This window comes from Psychrobacter sp. AOP7-C1-14, assembly GCF_052376135.1.
Classification (GTDB): domain Bacteria; phylum Pseudomonadota; class Gammaproteobacteria; order Pseudomonadales; family Moraxellaceae; genus Psychrobacter.
This window is the reverse complement of record NZ_JBQSVH010000024.1, coordinates 1-21,899: the sequence shown is the minus strand read 5'-3', so window position 1 is coordinate 21,899 and position 21,899 is coordinate 1. Positions and strand designations below refer to the sequence as shown.

Here is a 21,899-nt window from a genome sequence, read left to right as displayed (position 1 = left end):
CGTTTCCTTATCAATAAATGTCAAACAAGGTTTAAAGTCATCATTCGCTTAAGTTCCTTATTCGCTTAAACGTCTTCAGCAAACTTTAACCCGCCAAAGCGTTTATAAAACTGTGGCCGTGCTGGTGGCATGGTGCCCTCCGCAGTGCGGGCAATGTTAAGAAAAAACTCTTCAGACGAACTAACAAGCATTTGGTATATATTGCTGGTCAAATTACGCGCGGTCAGTGCCAGCCAATCCGATGGCAATAGTTCTAGAGGTAAATTCGGATCTTTTAATAAGATACGTCGGTACTGGTGAATCAGTAAAATACGAATTTGAAACGCTTGTAGTTCATTGAACTCACCATCTTCGATGAGGCTCAAAACATTACGAAAGTCGTTAATAAATTTATCATAGCGTTGATGCAGCTGCTCGATAGGCCAGTTCACCTCAACCATACGCTTGAGTGTTGGATATGACTCTTGCCATAAGTGCAAGGCTTCGGCACGAAACACCACCACTTGTTCAGTCATATTGAGATTAAATAGTAAGTTTTGCAGCTGCAACTCATCACAGCTAGGATAGGCCATGAGATTGGTGGTAACATTGGCAAACCCTAACCACTCCAATTCTTTTTTGAGGAGGGTTTTGTTTCCAAGGTCAACCGAGCTTAATAACACCAAATCCCATTTTTGATCCCACTCACCCTGATGTAAACCATAAATTTTTTCATGGGCGGCAGCAAAGCGCTCACGGCTGACTTCAGTAATGCGGTAGTAACTGGTACGTCCGATTTTTTCTGAGCTTAACCAGTCATTTTGCACCAAGCGAAATACCGCTGTACGCACCGAGCGTTCGTTGAAACCGAACACATCCATGAGTTGAATCAGACTGGCTAAACTAATGACCCCTCCTCGTTGAAAGATACAATCACCAAAGATTGACATAATTAACGAGGTGCCACTTAATACGTCTTCACTGGTAAGCTCATCAATACATTGTTTTAATTTAGCATTCATATCATTTATTCATCGTCTAAAAGACCCGCGATAATACCCAAGGGACTATCGCGCGGGGTTAAATTACATTAGGCAGGTACAGCAGTATTGCGTAGGTCAATAACACGTTGAGCTTTACCCTCAGAACGAGGTAACATACCTTGTGGTGAGACTTCTACATGAACGCTGATACCCACCATGGTTTTTATCTTTTGTTTAAGTGTATTTGCAAACTGCATCACTTCGATATCATTGGCATCACTACGTGACTCAACATGGATACATAGGGTGTCTAAGTGACCGTGCTTGAGGATATGGATCTGATAGTTTGGCAGTAATTTTGGTATTTGTAAAATCTGTTCTTCGATCTGCGACGGAAAGACATTAACGCCACGAATGATCATCATATCATCACTACGGCCAACAATTTTTTCCATACGACGCATAGTACGTACAGAACCTGGTAATAAGCGGGTCAGATCTCGGGTACGGTAACGAATGATGGGCATACCCTCCTTAGTAATAGTGGTAAACACCAATTCGCCAAGCTCGCCGTCTGGTAGTACTTCTCCGGTCTGAGGGTTAATAATTTCTGGGTAAAAATGGTCTTCCCAAATGGTTGCGCCATCTTTAGATTCTAAGCATTCCATGGCGACACCTGGGCCCATGACTTCTGACAGGCCGTATATATCTAACGCATCGATACCTAAACGCGTTTCGATTTCTTGGCGCATGGCGTTAGTCCACGGTTCAGCCCCGAAGATACCGGTTTTGATAGAACAATCTTTGGCAGTACCAAATTTTTGCTCCAATGCTTCAATAATATTCAAGCAGTAAGAAGGGGTGACCATCAATGCGGTTGGTTTAAAGTCTTGGATTAGCTGGGCTTGGCGGTCAGTTTGGCCACCTGACATTGGGATAACCGTTGCACCTAATCGTTCAACACCATAGTGCGCACCCAAGCCACCAGTGAATAGGCCATAACCGTAGGATACTTGAATGGTATCTTTGCTAGTCAGGCCAGCCGCACGCAGTGAGCGTGCTACGACATCCGACCAAGTCACGATATCTTGCTTGGTATAACCGACAACGGTAGGTTGGCCAGTAGTACCTGATGATGCATGAACACGGACGATTTGTTCACGTGGGACGCTAAACATACCGAACGGGTAATTGTCGCGCAAGTCTGATTTGGTGGTGAATGGAAATTTAGCTAAATCTTCTAATGATTGGCAGTCTTCTGGGTGAACACCGACTTGGTCAAATTTCTTCTTATAAACAGGGTTATTTTCGTATGCGTTTTTGAGTGTTTCTTTCAAACGTTTCAACTGTACGCTACGCAATTCGTCTACTGACGCGGTTTCGATGTGTTCCATAACATTATGATTCATGTAAAACTCCTTTTCGTAGTCATCCTGACTACATTTCCAATTAAAAAACTCTGTTAAAGACGTGATTAGACGTTTTCTACCACCATTGCCACGCCTTGACCCACACCCACACACATGGTGCATAACGCATACTTACCGTTACGACGTTTTAATTCTTTCATTGCGGTGATGACCAAACGTGTACCACTCATTCCTAGAGGATGACCTAGTGCAATAGCCCCACCATTTGGATTGATACGTGTGTCATTATCGGTAAGACCCAGTTCACGAATTACGGCAAGGGATTGCGCGGCGAATGCTTCGTTAAGCTCGATAACATCCATCTGGCTTAATGTTAATCCGGTTTGCTCAAGCACTTTTAGTACTGCAGGCACAGGGCCAATACCCATATAGCGCGGCTCGACACCAGCACTCGCCATACCAATAATACGCGCTTGCGGCGTTAGATTGTGTGCTTGACCAAAGCGTTCGCTACCCATTAGTACACAAGCAGCACCATCATTGACACCTGATGCGTTACCCGCAGTCACTGAACCGCCCTCCTTACGAAATGGGGTTTTGAGGCTAGTAAGGGCTTCTAAGCCAGAATCCGCACGTGGGTGTTCGTCTTGGTCAACAATCACGCTGCCTTTTTTCGTTTTAACTTCAACTGGTAAGATCTCTTCGTTAAAGAGACCTGCCTGTTGGGCAGCGGCAGTTTTCTGTTGGCTACGTAGCGCGAATAGGTCTTGGTCTTCGCGGCTGATTTGATATTTCTCAGCCACGTTTTCGGCAGTTTCTGGCATGCTATCAACACCATACGCGGCTTTCATTAATGGGTTAATGAAGCGCCAACCGATGGAGGTGTCAAAAATTTCTGGTGCGCGGTGAAAGGCACTGGTCGGTTTCGATTGGACATAGGGTGCGCGGCTCATGCTCTCGACACCACCAGCCAATACAAACTCGGCCTCACCCGTTTTTACCAAACGTGAGGCGATGCCAATCGAGTCCATACCAGAAGCACAGAGACGATTAACAGTGATAGCAGGTACCTTATCAGGCAAGCCTGCAAGTAAAGTTGCCATACGCGCTACATTACGGTTGTCTTCGCCGGCTTGGTTAGCACAGCCAATGATTACTTCATCAACTTTATCCCATGGCAAATTTGGGTTTTGATCTTTTAGATGTTGAATAGGCAAAGCTGCCAAATCATCCGTACGAACACTACTTAAGCCACCGGCATAGCGCCCGATTGGGGTGCGAATAGCGTCATAAATATACACTTGTTGCATTATAGCTTCCCTTACAGTAAATCAATGAGTTTAAGCGCTTGCCGTGTGACAGGTGACGGCTTTTTTTACCAAATACAGGCTGGCACGATAACGTTCTTCACCATAAATACGTTGTAAGTTATTTAGCGTCTTAAGCACGGTGTCGTAGCCAAGCATTTGTGCCCATTCAAACGGACCTTTGGGGTAATTTACGCCATACTTCATGGCCGCATCGATGTCTGCTTCAGAAGCGATGTTATGTAACACTGCTTCACAGCCTTCATTGATGAGCATAGCAATGGTGCGTAAAACATATAAACCAGGATGGTCGGCAGTCCAAATAACATGCACGTCAAGTCGGGCAAAGGCTTGCGTCACCAGCTCACGCTCATCATCATTACAGGCCATCGAGGCAGCCAATACAACAGCGCGGGCTTGTGACCAGTCCGCGTGCCAGTCCATCAGCATGACTTTGGCATCACCATGGTCAATCTCCACGGATTCACCCAGTGATAAACGGATGCTGACATCACCAATTCCGATACTGTTCTGGTTTGCATCTTCAAGAGTCACTGTGAGGCTATCAGCAACTTGTAAGCGTTCAACCAACCCTTTGGCATAAAGCCAATCACCGCGTACGATAATGTTAGGCAGCGCGGCATCGGTTTCTTCAACGGTGGGTAACGTATAGGCAGGGATTGCTGGCGTTTGGCTATAGTCATAAAACCCTTGGCCAGATTTACGGCCAAAGCACCCGGCATCGACCAATTCTTTTTGTACCAACGATGGGCGGTAACGTGGCTCATAGAAGAAAGCCTGGTAGACGCTTTGGGTCACCGAGAAGTTGATATCTTGGCCAATTAAGTCTGTTAGCTCGCATGGCCCCATGGCAAAACGACCTGATTCACGCATGATAAAGTCAAGCTGCGCAGGTGTGGTCGCGTTTTCTTGCAGTGCGCGAAAGCCTTCAGCGTAGTATGGACGCGCCACACGGTTGACGATAAAGCCTGGGGTAGACTTGGCGATTACCGGTACCTTTTTCCAAGCACTCATCAAGTCAAACAGGCCATCTGTAATCTCAGTCGCTGTTTGTAAACCGCGAACAATCTCAACAAGTTTCATCACTGGGGCTGGATTAAAGAAGTGTAAGCCTACTACACGCTCAGGGTTTGATACTGCTGAGGCAATCGCTGTAATCGATATTGACGACGTGTTTGATGCAAAAATTGTATCGTTAGCACAAATATCAGCCAATTGGACAAAAAGCTGCTGTTTAATGTCTTGACGCTCAACAATCGCCTCAACAATTAACTGCACCGCTGCCATCTCATTAATATCTGTAATAATAGATAAGTTCTCTAGGGTGCTATCAAGTAGCACTTGAGACATCTTGCCTTTTTGGACTCGTTTGGCAAGTTGGCTTTCTAGTCCCGCTAAGGCGGCTTGACTTTTGGCAACATCTAGGTCAAAGAGATAGGTCGTGTGACCGTGCATAGCGGCCAACTGTGCAATGCCAATCCCCATCGTGCCTGCCCCAATAACGGCAATGTCTGCTTTTGATAAATCCCTCGTTTCCATGATTAACGTCCTTGATAAATTGGGGTGCGTTTTTGCATAAAAGCTTGGACACCTTCTTTATAGTCAGCTGAGCGGCCAGCAAGTCGCTGCAAGTCTCGCTCTAAGATTAGCTGATCTTCTAGGCTATTGTCCGCGGAGACATTGATGGCTTTTTTAATGAGACTTAGGCCGTAGGTCGGTTGGCTGGCCAAGTTTTCGGCCAACTTACTGGCTTCGCTACGTAGCGCTCCATCTTCGACCACTTGCCAAATCATGCCCCACGCCATCGCTTGTTCAGCAGATAGCTTATCGCCTAGCATGGCTAAGCCCATCGCACGAGCGCGTCCGACAACGCGTGGTAAGAACCATGTACCGCCTGAATCTGGTACAAGCCCAAGACGGCAAAACACTTGGATAAATGAGGCTGATTTGGCTGCCAATACCAAGTCACACGCCAAAGCGATGTTCGCACCGGCACCGGCAGCCACGCCATTTACCGCACAGATCACAGGCTTTGGCATATCAGTAATCAGCTTAATCAGTGGGTTGTAATAAGTCTCGATAGATAGGCCTAAATCTGGCGCATCAGCATTCGGGGCAACTGCGCGATCGCCTAAATCTTGACCTGCACAAAAACCACGACCTTCAGCAGAGAGCACTACAGCGCGAATGGTACTGTCTTTTGACCATGCTTTTAGCACGCTGGACACTTCTTTGTGCATTACTTCATTAAAGCTATTAAGCTGTTTTGGGCGGTTTAAGGTAAGATAGCCGACAGCATTTTTTTCTTCGACGATAATCGTTTGATAGTCCATTACATACCTCTAAAAATTGGTTGACGTTTTTCTAAAAATGCACGGATGCCTTCTTGGCGATCTTGGGTGGCAGCAAGCCAAACAAATAGCTGACGTTCTTGCTTGAGGCCTTGGCTTAAGTTCACTTCGTGGATGGTTTTAAGTGACTGTTTGATAGCGCGAATGGCCAAAGGGGCTTGTTTGGCGATTTTGGCAGCCAAACCAATGGTGTATTGTACGGTCAACTCGCTTGGGCAGATTTGGGTGGTAATTCCATGTTGTTGCGCGCTTAATGCATTAATCCTCTCACCTGTCATCGCCCAACGCATAGCAAGCTGCTGACCAACTAAGCGTGCGAGGCGCTGTGTCCCCCCTGCCCCTGGTAGCATACCCAAGCCAATTTCAGGTAGCGCAAATTGGGCATTTTCGCCCGTAACCACGATGTCACCATGCAGTACCAGCTCAAAGCCGGCACCGAGTGCATAGCCATTGACCGCGATTAATAGCGGCTTGGTAAATTCATCGATTCGCTTCCATAAGGTTGGGCGAATATCGGTTTGTAAGCTAACGGTATCGAGTTGAATAAGTTCATTAAGATCTGCACCCGCAGCGAAGCATTGGGTGTTGCCAGTAATAACGACCGCTTTTACATCGGTGTCAGCGTCATAGGCTTGAAGCTGTTCAACGACTTCTTGCAAAGTAGCGTTATTTAAGGCGTTGCGTTTTTCTGGGCGATTAAGCTCAATCAATGCAACGCCTTCTTTTGGGCTTGAGGTTTTAATGTAATTCATCCCTGAATCCTAATAAAAACAATGAAATAAGGAGTTTTTGCTAAACCCTACTTTGAATATAAAAACGATAAATAGCTAGGTTGCTAACGTCTAACTATTACGCGTCAAAGCTCAATCGTATGTTGGCTGATATAGGTAATGCTTGGCAGCTGAGTACGTAGCCTTTATCTAACTCTTCTTGCTCAAGGCTATAGTTAACGGCCATTTCGACCTCACCTTCGATCACTTTACATTTGCAAGTGGCACACACACCGCCTTTACAGGCATAGGGTAAGTCAGCACCCGCACGTAATGCCGCATCTAAGATGCTGTCATCTTGTTTTGACACTTCAACGATCAGTTCACGTCCGTCCAAAATGATATTGACGCGTTCTTCGCTACGTTTTTCGATTTGCTGGGCAGTTGGTTTATTGACAGTCCCCGTATAGAAACGTTCGGTATGGATGTTGTTGCGATCGATACCAATGTTTGGCAATACGGTCTCAATGGCTTCCATCATCTCTTCTGGGCCACAGGCAAAACAGTGGTCGACATCAGCACTGATAAGTTGGGCGTCAAACAACTGTTGTAATTTGTTCGCATCGATACGGCCATTAAAAATCTCACTGTCACTCATCTCACGTGAGAAAATATTGACCAGTTGTAGGCGCGTTTTAAAACGGTCTTTAAGATCCATGATTTGCTCAGAAAACATGGTTTGTTTCCATGACCGATTGCCGTATACCAAGGTAAAATTGGCATCTGGTTGGGTGCTTAACACCGTTTTGACGATAGATAAAATTGGGGTAATACCACTACCAGCAGCAAAGCTTAGATAGTTTTGACCACCAGCTTTAGCGGCTTTTTGAAAGAAAACTCCTTGGGGTGGCATAACTTCTAGAGTATGGCCTACTTCTAGGTGTTCGTTTGCCCAAGTAGAAAATTGTCCTTGATCAATCTTCTTGATGGCAATGCTCATGTCTTCTTGCACATCACTACAGATTGAGTAGCAACGACGGATTTCGCCATTGTCTGTCATGTGACGGATGGTCAAATGTTGACCTGGTTGGTACTTAAAGGTTGCCGCGTCTTCCGAAGCAAGGTCAAATGCAATGCAAATCGCTTGCTCAGTTTGTGGCTGGATAGACTTGATAGTTAGTGGCAAAAATTGACTCATGCGAAAATCCTTCTTTCATTTTGCTTAGTTAGTGAGCTTACTGTCACGTGTGATCTCGCGACTACCCCTATCTTAGATGCATTTAAAATAATCAAACGGTTCAAGGCAGTCGAGACACTTATACAGCGCCTTGCACGCAGTTGAACCAAATTCGCTAATCAGTTGGGTTTTTTGACTGCGACAATGGGGACAGGTCACACCATCGGTTAGCGCCACGTGAGTACCACAGCTGTGTGAATCGCCTTGCGGCGGTGCAATGCCATATTCTTGCAGCTTTTGCTTACCTGCCTCACTCATCCAGTCGGTCGTCCAAGCTTCAGACAAGTCAACCACCACCTTTACAGGGGTCAGCCCACGTTCTGTAAACGTGTTGATAATCTCATCTTTTAGCATATCAGTTGCTGGACAGCCGCTATAGGTTGGTGTTAAACGCACCACGATTTCATTATCTGCGTTGATATCAACGCCTCGAATCATGCCTAAGTCAAGCACGGTCAAAACAGGCACTTCTGGATCATGAACCTCATTAAGAGCTTTCCAGCAGGCATCTGTGACTTGTGGAATTAACCGCATACTATGACTCCTTGTCGTGTATGTTTACCAATTCATATTTGGGTAAGTACGTTGCATGTACTGTAATTCTGCCAAAATATAACCCAAGTGTTCGGTATGAGCGCCTTGCTTCGCACCACGGCGGTATGCGCCAATCTCAGGCAACGTTAAGTTCAAATGTGCCAATCCACTTTCAACCTGCGCTAACCATTCAGCTTTTAGAAGATCGAGTTTCGGTAAGACACCACTATCAACCAAGGCTTGTTCGTCAGCGGTGAGTTCAAACAATTCAGCAGTAAAGCGCCATAGGTTGTTCAGCGCTTGTTGCGTTTTGTGATGTGCTTCATCGGTGCCTAGGCTTAGGCGTTCCATCCATGCATGTGAGAAACGTAAGTGATATTTTGCTTCTTTTAACGACTTTACACCAAAGGCTGCAATATCTACGTGGCTGCTTTGGCTTAATGCGTCAAGTAATAACACATGGTAATGATCCATCAACCATTGACGCACCATCGTTTGGGCAAAATCTACATTGGGTTGTTCACATAGCAATAGGTTGCGATATTCACGTTCGGTACGTAAAAAAGCTAAGTTATCTTCATTACGGCCCAAGCCTTCGATTTGTCCAGCCAGACTCAGCACCGTACGTGACTGGCCCAATAAGTCTAAACCGATATTTGACAAAGCAATATCAAGCTCAAGCTCAGGGGCATGTCCACACCATTCAGACAAGCGGTGCGATAGGATCAATTGGCTATCACCAACATGAAGTAAAAATTGTGTTAACGCTTGGTTATTCATCGATTATCTCCTACCTTAAATATGCTCAATACCGTCTGGAATTTGATAGAAGGTAGGATGACGATATACCTTGTCGAGTGATGGCTCAAAAAACTCTGGTTTTTCCTCAGGTTGCGATGAGGTGATCAGCTCTGACTTCATTATCCAAATGCTCACACCTTCATTACGACGAGTATAGACATCACGTGCGTTTTGCAGAGCAATTTCATCATCTGGCGCGCGCAAGCTACCAACATGACGATGACTTAAACCTTGTTTACTACGGATAAAAACTTCGTAAAGTGACCAATTATTTTTGCTTTCCATGGCTAATTTTCCTTTAAAAAACATTAAGCGGCTTTTTGAGTATTGGTGTGTTGTTTCTGTGCATAGACAGCAGCAGAGTCACGAACCCATTTGCCCTCCTCCCAAGCTTTACGTCGGGCTTCGATACGCTCATGGTTACACGGGCCTTTACCAGCAATCACGGCAAAGAGTTCGTCCCAATTGATTTCACCGAATTCATAGTTGCCGGTTTCTTCGTTAAACGTTAAATCTTTGTCAGGAATGGTTAAACCAAGTTGTAACACTTGTGAGACGGTGTTATTCACGAATTTTTGGCGCAACTCATCGTTACTGAATAGTTTGATTTTCCAATCCATGCTAAGAGCACTGTTGGGTGAATTATCATCATTTGGACCGAACATCATCAGCACAGGCCACCAGAAGCGATCGACTGCATCTTGTGCCATGGCTTTTTGTTCAGGTGTACCATTCGCCAATACCATCATGGCTTCGAAGCCTTGACGTTGGTGGAAGCTTTCTTCTTTACAGATACGAACCATGGCGCGAGCATATGGACCATATGACGTCCGGCAAAGCGCCACTTGGTTAACGATAGCGGCGCCGTCAACCAACCAGCCGATGGCAGCGATGTCAGCCCACGTTAGAGTTGGGTAGTTAAATATTGATGAGTATTTCATGCGGCCAGCAACGAGTTTGTCCATCATATCGTCACGATCTGCGCCTAGGGTTTCAGCGGCGCTGTATAGATACAATCCATGACCTGCTTCATCTTGAACTTTGGCCAACAATACGGCTTTACGCTTGAGTGTTGGTGCACGTGTAATCCAATTACCCTCAGGTAACATACCAACTACTTCTGAATGTGCATGCTGACCAATCTGGCGAATGAGCGTTTTACGATAAGCATCTGGCATCCAATCTTTTGGCTCAATTGAAATGTCCTTTTCAATCTTGTTGTCAAATAATTCTACTTGCATGTTCATGTGATACCTCGTCCTTAACAAGTGTTTGTGTTATATAACATAAAGCGATACTTTTTTAAAATCAACATCTATTTTTATGTATCGTTTTATTTTTTAGCCATTTTATTAATAAGATACTGTTTTAAAACAATATTTATAATAATAAATTTTAAAAAAAATATTAATAATATTAAATATGCTTGACTTTTTGGTGATTTGAATACAGATTATGACACGTTAAGTTTTTATTTTTATCTATAATGTATCATAAAAGGAGTTATTATATGTCAGACATTAAAACGTTAAGCTCACTCGTCCTTGGTGAAGCCTACGTTGCACAAAGCGATTTTCGCACCGTGCATCATGCGGTCACCGGCGAACCAATTTATCAAGTCAGTAGCGCTGGTATCGATACCAAAAAAGTGGTTGAATATGCCAAAGAATATGGCTCAGCGCTTGCCAACTGGACATTCCACCAACGCGCTAATGCACTGAAACTGGTCGCACAATATCTACTTCAACGTAAAGAAGATTTTTATGCATTGGCCACGGCAACGGGTGCGACACGCAAAGATGCCTGGGTCGATGTTGAAGGGGGCATCGGTACTTTATTTGCATATTCGAGCCTCGTGCGCCGTGAGCTAAGCGATGAGACCGCCTTAGTTGAAGATGTTTGGATTCCTCTATCAAAAAATGGTACGTTTGGCGCTCAGCATATCTTGAGCCCGAAAATGGGCGTGGCCATTCATATTGATGCGTTTAACTTCCCTATCTGGGGCATGTTAGAAAAAGTCGCACCGACTCTATTAGCCGGTGTCCCTTGTATCGTCAAGCCTGCAACCGAAGGCGCTGAGCTGACTCATGCCGTGGTAGCCGCGATTCATGAAAGTGGTCTATTGCCAGAGGGTTCATTGCAGCTGATATGTGGACAAACCTATGACTTGTTTGACCATCTAAATCCCCAAGACACCATTACCTTTACAGGTTCTGCAGTAACGGGTCAAAAACTACGAGCCCATCCACACTTGAACGCCCATTCAATTCCTTTCACCATGGAAGCCGATTCGGTGAACAGTGCCATTTTAAGCCCAGCTGCCAACGATGAAACTATCGATTTGTTTGTACGCGAAGTTTTCCGCGAAATTACTATCAAAGCTGGTCAAAAATGTACTGCGATTCGTCGCGCGTTTGTTCCTGCAGCCTTGCTAGAAACAGCGCAAAATCGCCTAGTTGAAAAACTACAAAAAGTCGTGGTCGGTGACCCAAGCCGTGAAGACGTGACCATGGGTACATTAGCTAGCGTGAAGCAAAAACTTGACGTCACAGAAAAAGTCGAGCAACTAAGCCAAGAAGCCGAAGTAGTATTCGGTAGTCACTTACGTGAAGACTTCACTTTACAAGTAGACGACGCAGAAAAATCAGCCTGTTACCCACCAACCGTGTTGGTCTGTAATAACCCAAGCCAAGCCGAAAACATCCATCACATCGAAGCATTCGGTCCAGTTGTCACCCTAATGCCATACGGCGACCTAGATGAACTCGGTGCACTGGTAGCACGTGGTGAAGGTAGCTTAGTTGCCTCTATCGTGCGCAATGCAGACGAAAACATCGAAGCCTTATTGAAAAAAATTGCCCCTTGGCATGGCCGTGTACATATCCTAGATAGCGAAAGTGCTCGTGAAAGTACGGGTCATGGTTCACCCCTCCCATTACTTGTACACGGTGGCCCAGGCCGTGCCGGTGGCGGCGAAGAACTTGGTGGTCTGCGAGCCGTTAAACACTACATGCAACGTACTGCCATCCAAGGCTCACCCAATGCCTTGACCCAAGTCGGTCACAGCTGGACAGCTGGTGCACAAGTGTTTGAAGATCGTGTCCATCCGTTCAAAAAATCATTCGATGAACTTCGTATTGGAGAGCGTCTATTGACCGCACGTCGTACAGTGACTGAGGCAGATATCGTTAACTTTGGCTGCTTGAGTGGTGACCACTTTTACGCTCACATGGACAAAATTGCGGCGGCAGATTCGTTCTTTGGCGAGCGTGTCGCCCATGGTTACTTTATCGTATCAGCGGCCGCTGGCTTATTTGTTGACGCACCAGCTGGTCCAGTTATCGCTAACTACGGTATGGAAAACCTACGCTTCGTTGAGCCTGTCAAGATTGGTGACACCATTCAAGTTGAGTTAACTTGTAAACAAAAGACGCCAAAGGCACAACGCGACCCAGCGGAAAAAGCTCATGGCGTCGTAGTATGGGATATCAAAGTTAAAAACCAACGCAATGAATTGGTCGCAACTTATGACATCTTGACCTTAGTTGAGCGTAAGGCTTGATACCTATATGGATCTGCAAAAAAGGAGTCGTTATGACTCCTTTTTTTCAACTAAAGCAAACTTTATTAATAAAACATATTGACGTCAGGTTGTAGAATGGCTAAATTATAAAAAATATGATACATAATTTTATTTTTAATAAATAAAAAGTATCATTAATTTATATCAGGTAATGTTTGGCTAGGATAGCTAAGCTGTCGAGTCGTTTCTAGGACAATACATAGACAAGGAGTCACTAATGACAACCACCACCGCAATGGCTGAAAACGCCTCGCTTGCTATACATCAGGATAAAAAAGTACTCACTGCCACCCTAGTTGGTACTGCGATTGAATGGTATGATTTTTTCATCTATGCACAAGCCGCAAGTCTCATATTTGCTCCCCTGTTTTTCGCTGAAGTCAGCAAGTCAAACCCTATGTTCGCCCAAATTATCGCTTTTGCAACCGTTGGTATCTCATTTCTATTTCGCCCATTAGGCGCAATCGTATGTGGTCGCTTGGGTGACAAGTACGGTCGCAAGATGGTGTTGGTAACAACCTTGATTTTGATGGGTGCATCAACGACCTTAATAGGCTTTTTGCCGACTTATGCGCAAATTGGCGTATTAGCACCCTTGGCTTTGGTATTTTTACGTATTATCCAAGGCTTTTCTGCAGGTGGTGAATGGGGCGGTGCAGCATTGTTATCTGTCGAGCATGCACCCCTTAACAAACGCTCACTATTTGGGGCTTACCCACAGATTGGCGTACCTATCGGTATGATTTTAGCGACTGGTGTCCTGCTGCTTTTAAATTTGATTTTGGGTAAAGAAGCCTACCTCGAGTGGGGTTGGCGCATTCCATTTATATTATCGATTGCATTGATCATCGTGGGCACCTTTATCCGTCGTTCGGTTAAAGAATCACCAGTGTTTGAAGCCATGCATCGCCGTAAAGCAGAAGCCTCTGCACCATTATCATTGTTATTCAAAAATCACACGCCAACAGTTCTTAAAGCGGCTTTAATCTTTATGGGAGTGAATGCAGGTGGTTATATCCTTATCGCCTTTATGGTGGGTTATGGTCAAAAAGCCTTAGGACTTAGCCCTACTTTGACCATGCTAATCGTAGTTGCGGCTGCTTTTTCTTGGTTAGTATCAACCCTTTGGGGCGGCATATTAGGTGATAAGATTGGTCGTCTAAGGATTTTTAAATTAGGCTATATCTTATTGTCGTTATGGTCGATTCCAATGTGGTTTTTGATTGATACCAACTCTCCATTTTTATTTATGCTAGCATTAGTGGTTTGGGCCATTCCCCTAGGTTTTACGTATGGTCCATTATCAGCTTTATTTGCTGAAATGTTCCCTGCTAAAGTACGTTTTTCAGGGGTATCCATCAGCTATGCATTAGGTTCCATTATTGGTGGTGCGTTCGCTCCGATGATTGCGCAATGGATTATGGCAACTTATCAACAGTCATGGATGATTGGTTTGTATATTACTATTGTCTCATTAATTTCATTATTCACACTTTACACGATTAAGAAAGACCCACAAGGCGTTGATCTATCTCTCTAAATAAATTTAGAGAGATGCTGAAAAATATCACCATGTAAATGTTATAAATATTTTCTCAGCACATGACAAAAAACTTGCCCTAACTCACCTTTAACGGTCAAACAACTGATTAACTGTCGAAATAACGAAGTATCGTGATTGAAAAATACCAAACACAAGCCCTCAACCAGCAGGTCTAGGCCTAAAATGAACAAACTGGCTTGAGTGCTTGTGTTTGACTTTAGCTTGTGTTTTAGGGGTTTATTTTTAGTAGCTTAAAGACTGTTGCCAATAAATTATTGGCAACAGTCTTTACACTGATAGTTCTGCTTGCCATAGCTTTTGAGCTATTTTTCCTTAAACTACAACTTTGACATTTGGTACAATTAATATCTATTAGTGTTTTTATAACCTCAAATATATTATCTTACTTTGTTTATTACCCTCCTTCATTTCCTCAACATACTCTCTGACACACTACCTTAAATCAAGCTATAACTTATTAGATAGCACAAACCGATGCTATGGCATTCAAAATATCAGGCCACATTCCCATATGCTATGGATTTATTTTGCTGTGATGAGTTAAAAAGTCCATACATGCTATTATTCGTATAGCATAGAAGGTTAAAGCATGAAATCCAGTTTTCTCAGTTGTTATTAGGGTTTGTGCTATGGTGTCATTGATATGAACGATTAAGTCTGGCGCTGCATCATTATCAATAGTATTACTATTTTTTTGAGCATAGATCAGCGCACGCAATGTACGAGCCGGAATATAATTGCTCAGGTGATGAAGACTCCGCCATCGAGGTACTGTAAATCTGATTATAATGAATATACATACTTATCTGTAAATATTAAAAGCTTAGAAAGAGGTTTCCAATGATATACTAAATATAGCCTCGGTAAACTTTTTTAAGTTGGCATTTTATTTAGGTGATATTGTTAACATTGGGGTTTGATCAGATAGCATCAGTTGCCAAGGATTTTGTGACTGCTATTGACTACTAAACATTGGAAAAAATTTATCCAATCAGATCATTCGTGATATAAAAGCCAATATTAATCGGATAGCAAGTCAATAAACTTTAAGAAGTTGTTAAAAATAAATACCTAACAACCTTAACCCTAGTAATAAAGGATTTCGCTAATTTAGTCGTTGCGTGGTGGACGCACCATCAAATAAACCCATAACTATTAAAGCACAAACAATCCCGCATAAAGCAGTTGTCAAGTTTATAATACGGCCACATCCCATGAGATATATTCAACACAGTCTAAGAGTACGATTTTCCGGTGAAGACTTGAATGTTTGATGGGGTGCTATTAGCGTCGATACTTCGCCAAGGCTTATATCGACGATTAGGATAATATTGGAAATTGATAAATTTTTGCGTAAATCAATGTACTGACAAGTACTCCAAACCCACTCAGCCAAACCATGTATACATGAAGATTTGACCATTCGATATTCCATGTGATTTTATTTTCTGCGCTCAACCCCTCTGTAATACTAATGCCAAGTGTCAACCAAAATCCACCTACTAGATAACCGCCCAGTACATCACTTAAATAATGTTGGTTTAATACAACCCTGCTTAAGCCAATCAACATGATAAAAAGAATAGCCATTGTAAATATACGAGTTTTTTGAGTAAAATTTTGGCTAAATCGAATCAGTAAGTAAGCTATAAATCCATATAACGCCATAGCAGTCGTCGCATGGCCACTTGGAAACGAATAAGTTTGCACAGACAATATGTTATTAGCAGGCCTTTCACGCTGAAATAAATATTTCATCAAAGAAGTAAATGTCGTACTGCCTAAAGTAGCAATCAACAACCCTACAATTACATAGCGTTGTCGCTTTACCCAACAATTCACAGCAGCGAAAAAGACCATCAAAACGTAGATAGGCGTAGACGCCAAGCTGGTTATCAGAACGAAAAAACTAACAATATTGGAGTCCTGTAGAGAATTCATCTGCATCGATACAAGATGGTCTATAGTTATAATAGGATTCGGTATAGCCATAGTTTTGGTCAGTCCTACGAATAACAATAATATGCAGCCCATTACTACGCATAAAAGCATCAAAGGCAGACCGTAAAAGTTCCGTATGCTGAACCGTTGGGAAATTGTCGCATACAACTTAGGATGCTTATCTTTAAAATTAATGACACATTTATTTTGTCCAAAATTTCGTTGAATCTTCAAAATATAGTAAAAAAATTGAGTAAAGAACCTATGACCATAATGAATGGCTATATGATGTAAAATCAACAAGACTGTGACAACCAAAAAAACTAGAAAGCCTAACGCAAATAATGGCTGATTTTCTGGCGCAAATGATATCATCATCAAACCTCTTGTTTGTTGGCAACAGTAGATTAGATCTATTAAAGTTAAGACAATGCATGTCGTAGTATATGGTGTCTTAATTCTAGGAATAATTACACCCTATCTAACAAATTACGAAATCATGTAATAACTAATTCTCTCATCACTGTAGAAAAACAGGCTGGACCCTAACCTATTTTTTGGTCTTCAAAATATGTCTTTAATACTATCACTGACCGAATAGTCTGTCGGTTCGAATCCGGTTACACTTACCAGATTCAAAAAGCCATAAAAATAATTACTCTTATGGCTTTACTATTTTTTATATATTGAAGCTTCGACTTAGCTTTGAGTTAAATAAGCTCCTTTAAATCAGTCAGCTTGTCTAAAACCGCATCAGGTGAATATTTCACTAGCTGCTGCTCATTTTGCGCACCAGATAGCACACCTAAAACTAGCCCGCACCCTGCATTCTTACCTTCTTCAATATCGATACCACTATCCCCCGCTTTTAACACTTGCTGGAAGCTATCAATACCAAATTGCTTCATTGCAAGAGTAATCATATCGGGGCTTGGACGGCCATTAACGACATCATCGGCTGTTATTAATGCATCTACTTGATCCCCCACAGACCAACCTAAGATAGTCAAAATTTTATTAGCAGTTTTAGCATCATATCCTGTATTTAACACCACTTTACGACCGCTCGCCTTCAACTGCTCGAACAACTCTGACATGCCTTCAAACTCAGACAAGGTGTCTTTGCTATAAGCAGTTGCAAGATTGACTTTAAATGCTGCAAACGCCTTATCTGTTAATGATTCAATATCAGCATCAGATAAATCTAACCTGTTTAAAGTATCGCGGATGGCGTTGCGTTTTTCTTTACCTGCACCATATTCTAAACATAACTCAAGACTCACTTGCTTGTCTGACTTGCCAGCGCTATTCAGTGCTTCATTGATGGCATGACATACAGTTTTATAGACTAGGTTACCTTCATCTACTGTTGTGCCAGCCATATCAAATACACAGAGCCTAATATTAAAAAATTTGTTTTTAATACTGTTTAAACTATCACCATGTGAGCTGCTGCTTATTATATTATTATTTGCTGTATTCATTACTTTGATTCCAATACCAATTCAATTAACTCTTCGCCAAATGCGAAACCTGTTGATGCCCCTGTACCGCTAGTGACTGCACCAACCACCACACCTTTTTCAGGTGATGCCTTAAATACCACATCATCTGCACTTGGATATACACCCAACCAGTGCTGAGTAATATCTATCTCACCAATATCCATCACCTGCTTAAATTCATTAATGATTAGATCATCAATTTGAGTGTCTCTAAACGGCAGTTCTCTATCACTATAATCATGACTATCGCCGATGATTAGTGATCCATCTTCAGACTGAACCACAATTAGGTGGACACCTGCTTGACGCTCTACACTTTGAGTATCATCAAGTAAGGTTTTTAGCACCGTAGCTTCAGGTAACTGAGCAAATCCATCATAACGGGCAAAGCTTAAATCTGACATGACAGCGGCATTTAACCTAAATGCTTTTTTGGGCATGACTCGCATCATATTTAGTGTGCACATTTTAGCTTTGGTCTTAGCGAGTACTTCTGGATATAAGCCAGTAAAGTCAGCTCCTGGGCAGACCACACAGTGCTCAGCATTAAGGACACCACGGCTGGTATGCACTTTTGGTAATTCCACCGAAACCACCGTGGTACGATTATAAAAATCCACACTCTGCGTCTCTTGTAGCCAATGAGCCAGCTTAGCAATTGCAGTATTGGACTCTACTCTAAGCTCATGTGGGCTATATAACACCCCTTCTCCCTTGTTCAGATAAGGCGCAGCTTCATTAATTTCAGACTGTGTCAGTAGCCGGCACCCCTCACCCATTTCCGTCTTTAAAAAAGCTTGTGCAACATCTACCGCTTCAGGTCGCTGCATTAACATATGCAGACCGACATGCTCTACCTGAATACCTGCTTTTGGGGCAATCTCGGCCCAAACATTACGCGAATGCATGGCGCGTTGCCAATGCTCACCTCGACGCTGACCACTAACCGTCACAAATCCAAAATTACGAACAGAAGCATCTTTGTTCTGAGGTTGGCGTTCTACAACTGCGACACTCAGCCCTTTTTTAACGGCGGCGTAGGAGCTTGCCAGTCCAACGATACCCCCACCTACGACGACGACATCGTATGTTTTATCAGAAAGTATTTTGCTCATTGTCATATCTACTCTTCCCATACATCTTTATTAATTAACCCTCTACTTGCTTAACCTATGAACTAATATAACTAAGCATGAATGGGCATTATTTTGATTGAACTAAAATTACTCACCATGGAAAAAAGCACGGTGCTTATCTAACAGCTCGGCAGTTAATGGCTCTGGATAGGTCTTAGAGTTATCAATCTGATTCTCAGCGGCTACTGTCTCGCCGTCATACACAATATTTGGATAAATCTCTAATAAACCTGGGCGAGCTTTAGTGACAATTAACTCAGCCATTTTCATTGCTTTAGGATTGGTTTTTTCTCCTTTATCAATAACAGCAACCGATTCAGTCAATGTGTAATTACCTTCACTAGGATCAACAAAATCAATTGGTAAACCTTTTGCCTTATTAGCGACTGCCTGATGACGTAGACCGAAACCGATAGGCACCTCACCTGCCATTACCTTTTTAAGAGGACCAGAGCCAGATAGCTCTAAATTAGGTCCTGCATTTTCACGAATAGCATTCATGATTTGTTGACCTTCAGCATCGGTGCCATATTCAGCAGCAATGTCTTGTACAAACAACCAACCAGTTGATGAACCATTTGGATCAACCATAGAAATTTGGTTTTTATAAATAGGATTCGCTAAGTCTTTGGCACTGGTAGGTATGGGAATATTATTGGCTTTCATCTCTTTGGTGTTGAGTAAGATGGCACCCGTAAAGCTGAGAAACGGTGCATAGTAATTAGGCGTCGTAATCTGCGGGTTTGCCGTAAATGCTAACGCTTTAAACATTGGATTCTTTGCTTGAGCACTTTCGATATAAAACGAGCTCATTGTCACCATATCAGCTTCAATATTTTTTCCTTCTGCTAATAGCCGTCCACCAAGCTCACCTGTTCCGAATGATTGAAATATGTATTGACCTTCAAAGCCTGCCTCATCAAGCACCTCTTGAATAACCTCGACTGCCTCCTCATCAGCATTACTATAGATAATCACCTCCTCGCCAGCCGTATCTCCTGAGCTTTTCGCTCCACAGCCTGCCACTAAAACTCCACAAGTTAATCCCGTTATTATCGTTTTAAATAAATTCATTGTTTTCCCTGATTGTTTGAGTGATTAAAGGTTAAATTAGTTCTCGTAACATCAACACCTAAACTGTGTTGAAATATCTAAGCGACAGTCGTCACTGTGGTTTTTTTCACTTTTATTTTTGTTGTGCCGTTGATGCTTCTGGTATAAAGGTATCGAACTACTGCGAAGAATATTAATACCGTGATATTTGTGAGTAGCACCATCAGCGACAAGATAAAAATCTCATCAAAGCGGGCGAAGTGCTGTAATTCAACAATTTTTGTAGTCAGCACCATCGTCTTCGCACCTGAAATGAATATCACTGCACTGATGCTGACCATCGCACTAATAAAGAAGTACGATGCCACTTCGATAAGCGTAAGTATTGAGTTGGGTACCACGATTCGGCGTAAAGACTGTAGCCATGAGTCTCCAAGCAAAGAAGCTGTGGTCTCCCAGCCTAAGTTCATTTTTGACAGTGCATTTTTGCTCATGAGATAAGGTGTCGAGAAGTAATGAATGATATTACTAATCACAATAATGAAGATGGTGTTCGATATCGATGACCCTGAAAAAACCATCAGATAAGCAATACCAATAACCATACCTGGCACTGTATTGGTTACTAAAGCTGAGCTTTCTATCGTCAGCTTTCCTATCTTGAATAACCCTGAGCGCTCGTATATCAACGCGGCAACATAGGTAATAATAGTTCCAAAAACAGCTGTTAGTGCGGCGACAATAAGTGAGTTCTTATACACTCGCATCAGGTTCGAGGACTCGATCACCTTAGTAAATGTGTCTGTACTAAACGCCATCTCGTAAGGCCATGTCTTGATCCATGGAATGATGAATATGACGGCAAATACGAATAACAGTGAAATCAAAATGCCACTGGACAATACACCCAGAATCTTGTCTTTGACTTTAGAGGTAGGCAAGTCAAAATGCTCTACTGAATCATACCTGACATTAAATCGAGCCACATACCAAAGCAGTAGAATGCTCAAAACAGAGGGGATTAGCATAAACAAGGCAACCACAGAGCCCTTTTCAAACGAGGGAGATGCACCCAGTATTTGGGTATAAAGCTCAGTGGCGATAACCTTGTACTGACCACCAATAGAGGCTGGAATACCAAAGTCAGTAAAGGCCAAAAAGAAGCATTGAATGATAGCGGCTGCAAAAGTACCAATTAAGGGACGAATGACCGTCATATCTATCTGGCGTAAGCGTGAATCGCCCATCAGTTCTGATACGATCACGAACTTCTTATCCAAATATTGAAAGGTGTTGTTAAGCAGTAAAAAGGCTATTGGCAAGGTATAGATGGTGTAGCCAAGCCACATACCATAGAAACCATATATGTCTTCAAACAACTGAAAGCCAATTATCTTAGTGAGTAAACCCTGCTTACCAAAGGTGTAGATAATGGCAAATCCATAAGTCACTGTTGGCAATAGCATTGGGAACAGTGATGCAAGTTTAATGGTTTGTTTAAAACCCTTTGGTAAGTTAGTCCAGTGCACAGTATAAGCAAGGATAAATGCCAAAAAGGTGGCACTCATCGCACTAACAATGGCAACAAAAAAACTATTTAACATCACTTGTCTGAAGTCATTACTGCTGATGATATCAACATAATGGCTTAGACCTAATCCCTCTGCCACATTAAATGACAGCACCAACATTTTACCCAAAGGCACAAACATAAAGACGAGAAATAGCGCACCAATGAAAAGCCACGAAGCTTTCATTAGCGGTGAGTTATTAAGTTTCATAATGACCTACGCGCGAAATAAGTAAGTTTTGGTAGACCAGCGT

Annotated in this window: 18 protein-coding genes; 2 read left to right on the top strand and 16 right to left on the bottom strand. The window is 42.9% G+C overall.

The genetic code is table 11. The features are described from left to right. Nucleotides 1-65 precede the first annotated feature (65 nt). The 11 genes from ACT3QN_RS12440 to paaA form a co-directional block, all read right to left on the bottom strand. On the bottom strand, nt 66-1,001 hold the full coding sequence (locus ACT3QN_RS12440; RefSeq protein ID WP_444523706.1) for a PaaX family transcriptional regulator: 936 nt from the start codon (nt 999-1,001) through the stop codon (nt 66-68). A gap of 68 nt (nt 1,002-1,069) precedes the next feature. Then, nucleotides 1,070-2,371 carry a phenylacetate--CoA ligase PaaK gene (gene paaK / locus ACT3QN_RS12435; protein WP_444523705.1) on the bottom strand — a complete coding sequence of 434 codons (1,302 nt, stop codon included), beginning with the start codon at nt 2,369-2,371 and terminating at the stop codon, nt 1,070-1,072. A 65-nt stretch (nt 2,372-2,436) separates the two neighbouring features. After that, nucleotides 2,437-3,642, bottom strand: coding sequence for a 3-oxoadipyl-CoA thiolase (pcaF, locus tag ACT3QN_RS12430; RefSeq protein ID WP_444520405.1), 1,206 nt, complete (start codon nt 3,640-3,642; stop codon nt 2,437-2,439). 30 nt (nt 3,643-3,672) lie between these two features. Then, nucleotides 3,673-5,199 carry a 3-hydroxyacyl-CoA dehydrogenase gene (locus ACT3QN_RS12425; protein WP_444523704.1) on the bottom strand — a complete coding sequence of 509 codons (1,527 nt, stop codon included), beginning with the start codon at nt 5,197-5,199 and terminating at the stop codon, nt 3,673-3,675. 2 nt (nt 5,200-5,201) lie between these two features. Next, nucleotides 5,202-5,993 (bottom strand): 2-(1,2-epoxy-1,2-dihydrophenyl)acetyl-CoA isomerase PaaG, encoded by a 792-nt coding sequence (gene paaG, locus ACT3QN_RS12420; RefSeq protein WP_444523703.1) that lies wholly within the window; start codon nt 5,991-5,993, stop codon nt 5,202-5,204. Next, nucleotides 5,993-6,763: an enoyl-CoA hydratase-related protein gene (locus ACT3QN_RS12415; protein ID WP_444523702.1), complete on the bottom strand. Its 771-nt coding sequence runs from the start codon at nt 6,761-6,763 to the stop codon at nt 5,993-5,995. Before ACT3QN_RS12415 ends, paaG begins: the two co-directional genes overlap by 1 nt. A 97-nt stretch (nt 6,764-6,860) precedes the next feature. Then, complete coding sequence (gene paaE / locus ACT3QN_RS12410) at nt 6,861-7,919, bottom strand: 1,2-phenylacetyl-CoA epoxidase subunit PaaE (protein WP_444523701.1); 1,059 nt, start codon at nt 7,917-7,919, stop codon at nt 6,861-6,863. A gap of 72 nt (nt 7,920-7,991) precedes the next feature. Beyond that, nucleotides 7,992-8,492 carry a 1,2-phenylacetyl-CoA epoxidase subunit PaaD gene (gene paaD / locus ACT3QN_RS12405; RefSeq protein ID WP_444523700.1) on the bottom strand — a complete coding sequence of 167 codons (501 nt, stop codon included), beginning with the start codon at nt 8,490-8,492 and terminating at the stop codon, nt 7,992-7,994. A gap of 24 nt (nt 8,493-8,516) precedes the next feature. Then, a complete protein-coding gene (paaC, locus tag ACT3QN_RS12400; RefSeq protein WP_444523699.1) occupies nt 8,517-9,272 on the bottom strand; it encodes a 1,2-phenylacetyl-CoA epoxidase subunit PaaC in 756 nt (251 codons plus the stop codon). A gap of 15 nt (nt 9,273-9,287) precedes the next feature. Next, nucleotides 9,288-9,578, bottom strand: a complete 291-nt coding sequence (gene paaB, locus ACT3QN_RS12395; protein WP_444523698.1) for a 1,2-phenylacetyl-CoA epoxidase subunit PaaB — start codon at nt 9,576-9,578, stop codon at nt 9,288-9,290. 23 nt (nt 9,579-9,601) lie between these two features. Beyond that, nucleotides 9,602-10,540, bottom strand: a complete 939-nt coding sequence (paaA, locus tag ACT3QN_RS12390) for a 1,2-phenylacetyl-CoA epoxidase subunit PaaA (protein ID WP_444523697.1) — start codon at nt 10,538-10,540, stop codon at nt 9,602-9,604. A 263-nt stretch (nt 10,541-10,803) separates the two neighbouring features. On the opposite strand from paaA, the gene paaZ reads away from it, so the two are divergent. After that, on the top strand, nt 10,804-12,855 hold the full coding sequence (gene paaZ, locus ACT3QN_RS12385; RefSeq protein ID WP_444523696.1) for a phenylacetic acid degradation bifunctional protein PaaZ: 2,052 nt from the start codon (nt 10,804-10,806) through the stop codon (nt 12,853-12,855). A 238-nt stretch (nt 12,856-13,093) separates the two neighbouring features. After that, nucleotides 13,094-14,416, top strand: coding sequence for an MFS transporter (locus ACT3QN_RS12380; RefSeq protein WP_444523695.1), 1,323 nt, complete (start codon nt 13,094-13,096; stop codon nt 14,414-14,416). A 1,344-nt stretch (nt 14,417-15,760) separates the two neighbouring features. Here ACT3QN_RS12380 and ACT3QN_RS12375 read toward each other — a convergent pair. The 5 genes from ACT3QN_RS12375 to ACT3QN_RS12355 all read right to left on the bottom strand — a co-directional run bounded on the left by ACT3QN_RS12375 (nt 15,761) and on the right by ACT3QN_RS12355 (nt 21,856). Beyond that, nucleotides 15,761-16,759: a phosphatase PAP2 family protein gene (locus ACT3QN_RS12375; RefSeq protein WP_444523694.1), complete on the bottom strand. Its 999-nt coding sequence runs from the start codon at nt 16,757-16,759 to the stop codon at nt 15,761-15,763. 332 nt (nt 16,760-17,091) lie between these two features. Then, a complete protein-coding gene (locus ACT3QN_RS12370) occupies nt 17,092-17,865 on the bottom strand; it encodes a phosphonatase-like hydrolase (protein WP_444523693.1) in 774 nt (257 codons plus the stop codon). Continuing rightward, the gene (locus ACT3QN_RS12365; protein ID WP_444529260.1) at nt 17,865-19,007 is read right to left on the bottom strand and encodes a TIGR03364 family FAD-dependent oxidoreductase; all 1,143 of its coding nucleotides are present in this window, start codon (nt 19,005-19,007) and stop codon (nt 17,865-17,867) included. Before ACT3QN_RS12365 ends, ACT3QN_RS12370 begins: the two co-directional genes overlap by 1 nt. A gap of 102 nt (nt 19,008-19,109) precedes the next feature. Further along, on the bottom strand, nt 19,110-20,096 hold the full coding sequence (locus ACT3QN_RS12360; protein ID WP_444529259.1) for an ABC transporter substrate-binding protein: 987 nt from the start codon (nt 20,094-20,096) through the stop codon (nt 19,110-19,112). A gap of 77 nt (nt 20,097-20,173) precedes the next feature. Next, nucleotides 20,174-21,856, bottom strand: a complete 1,683-nt coding sequence (locus ACT3QN_RS12355; protein ID WP_444523982.1) for an ABC transporter permease subunit — start codon at nt 21,854-21,856, stop codon at nt 20,174-20,176. Between the last annotated feature and the right edge of the window lie 43 nt (nt 21,857-21,899).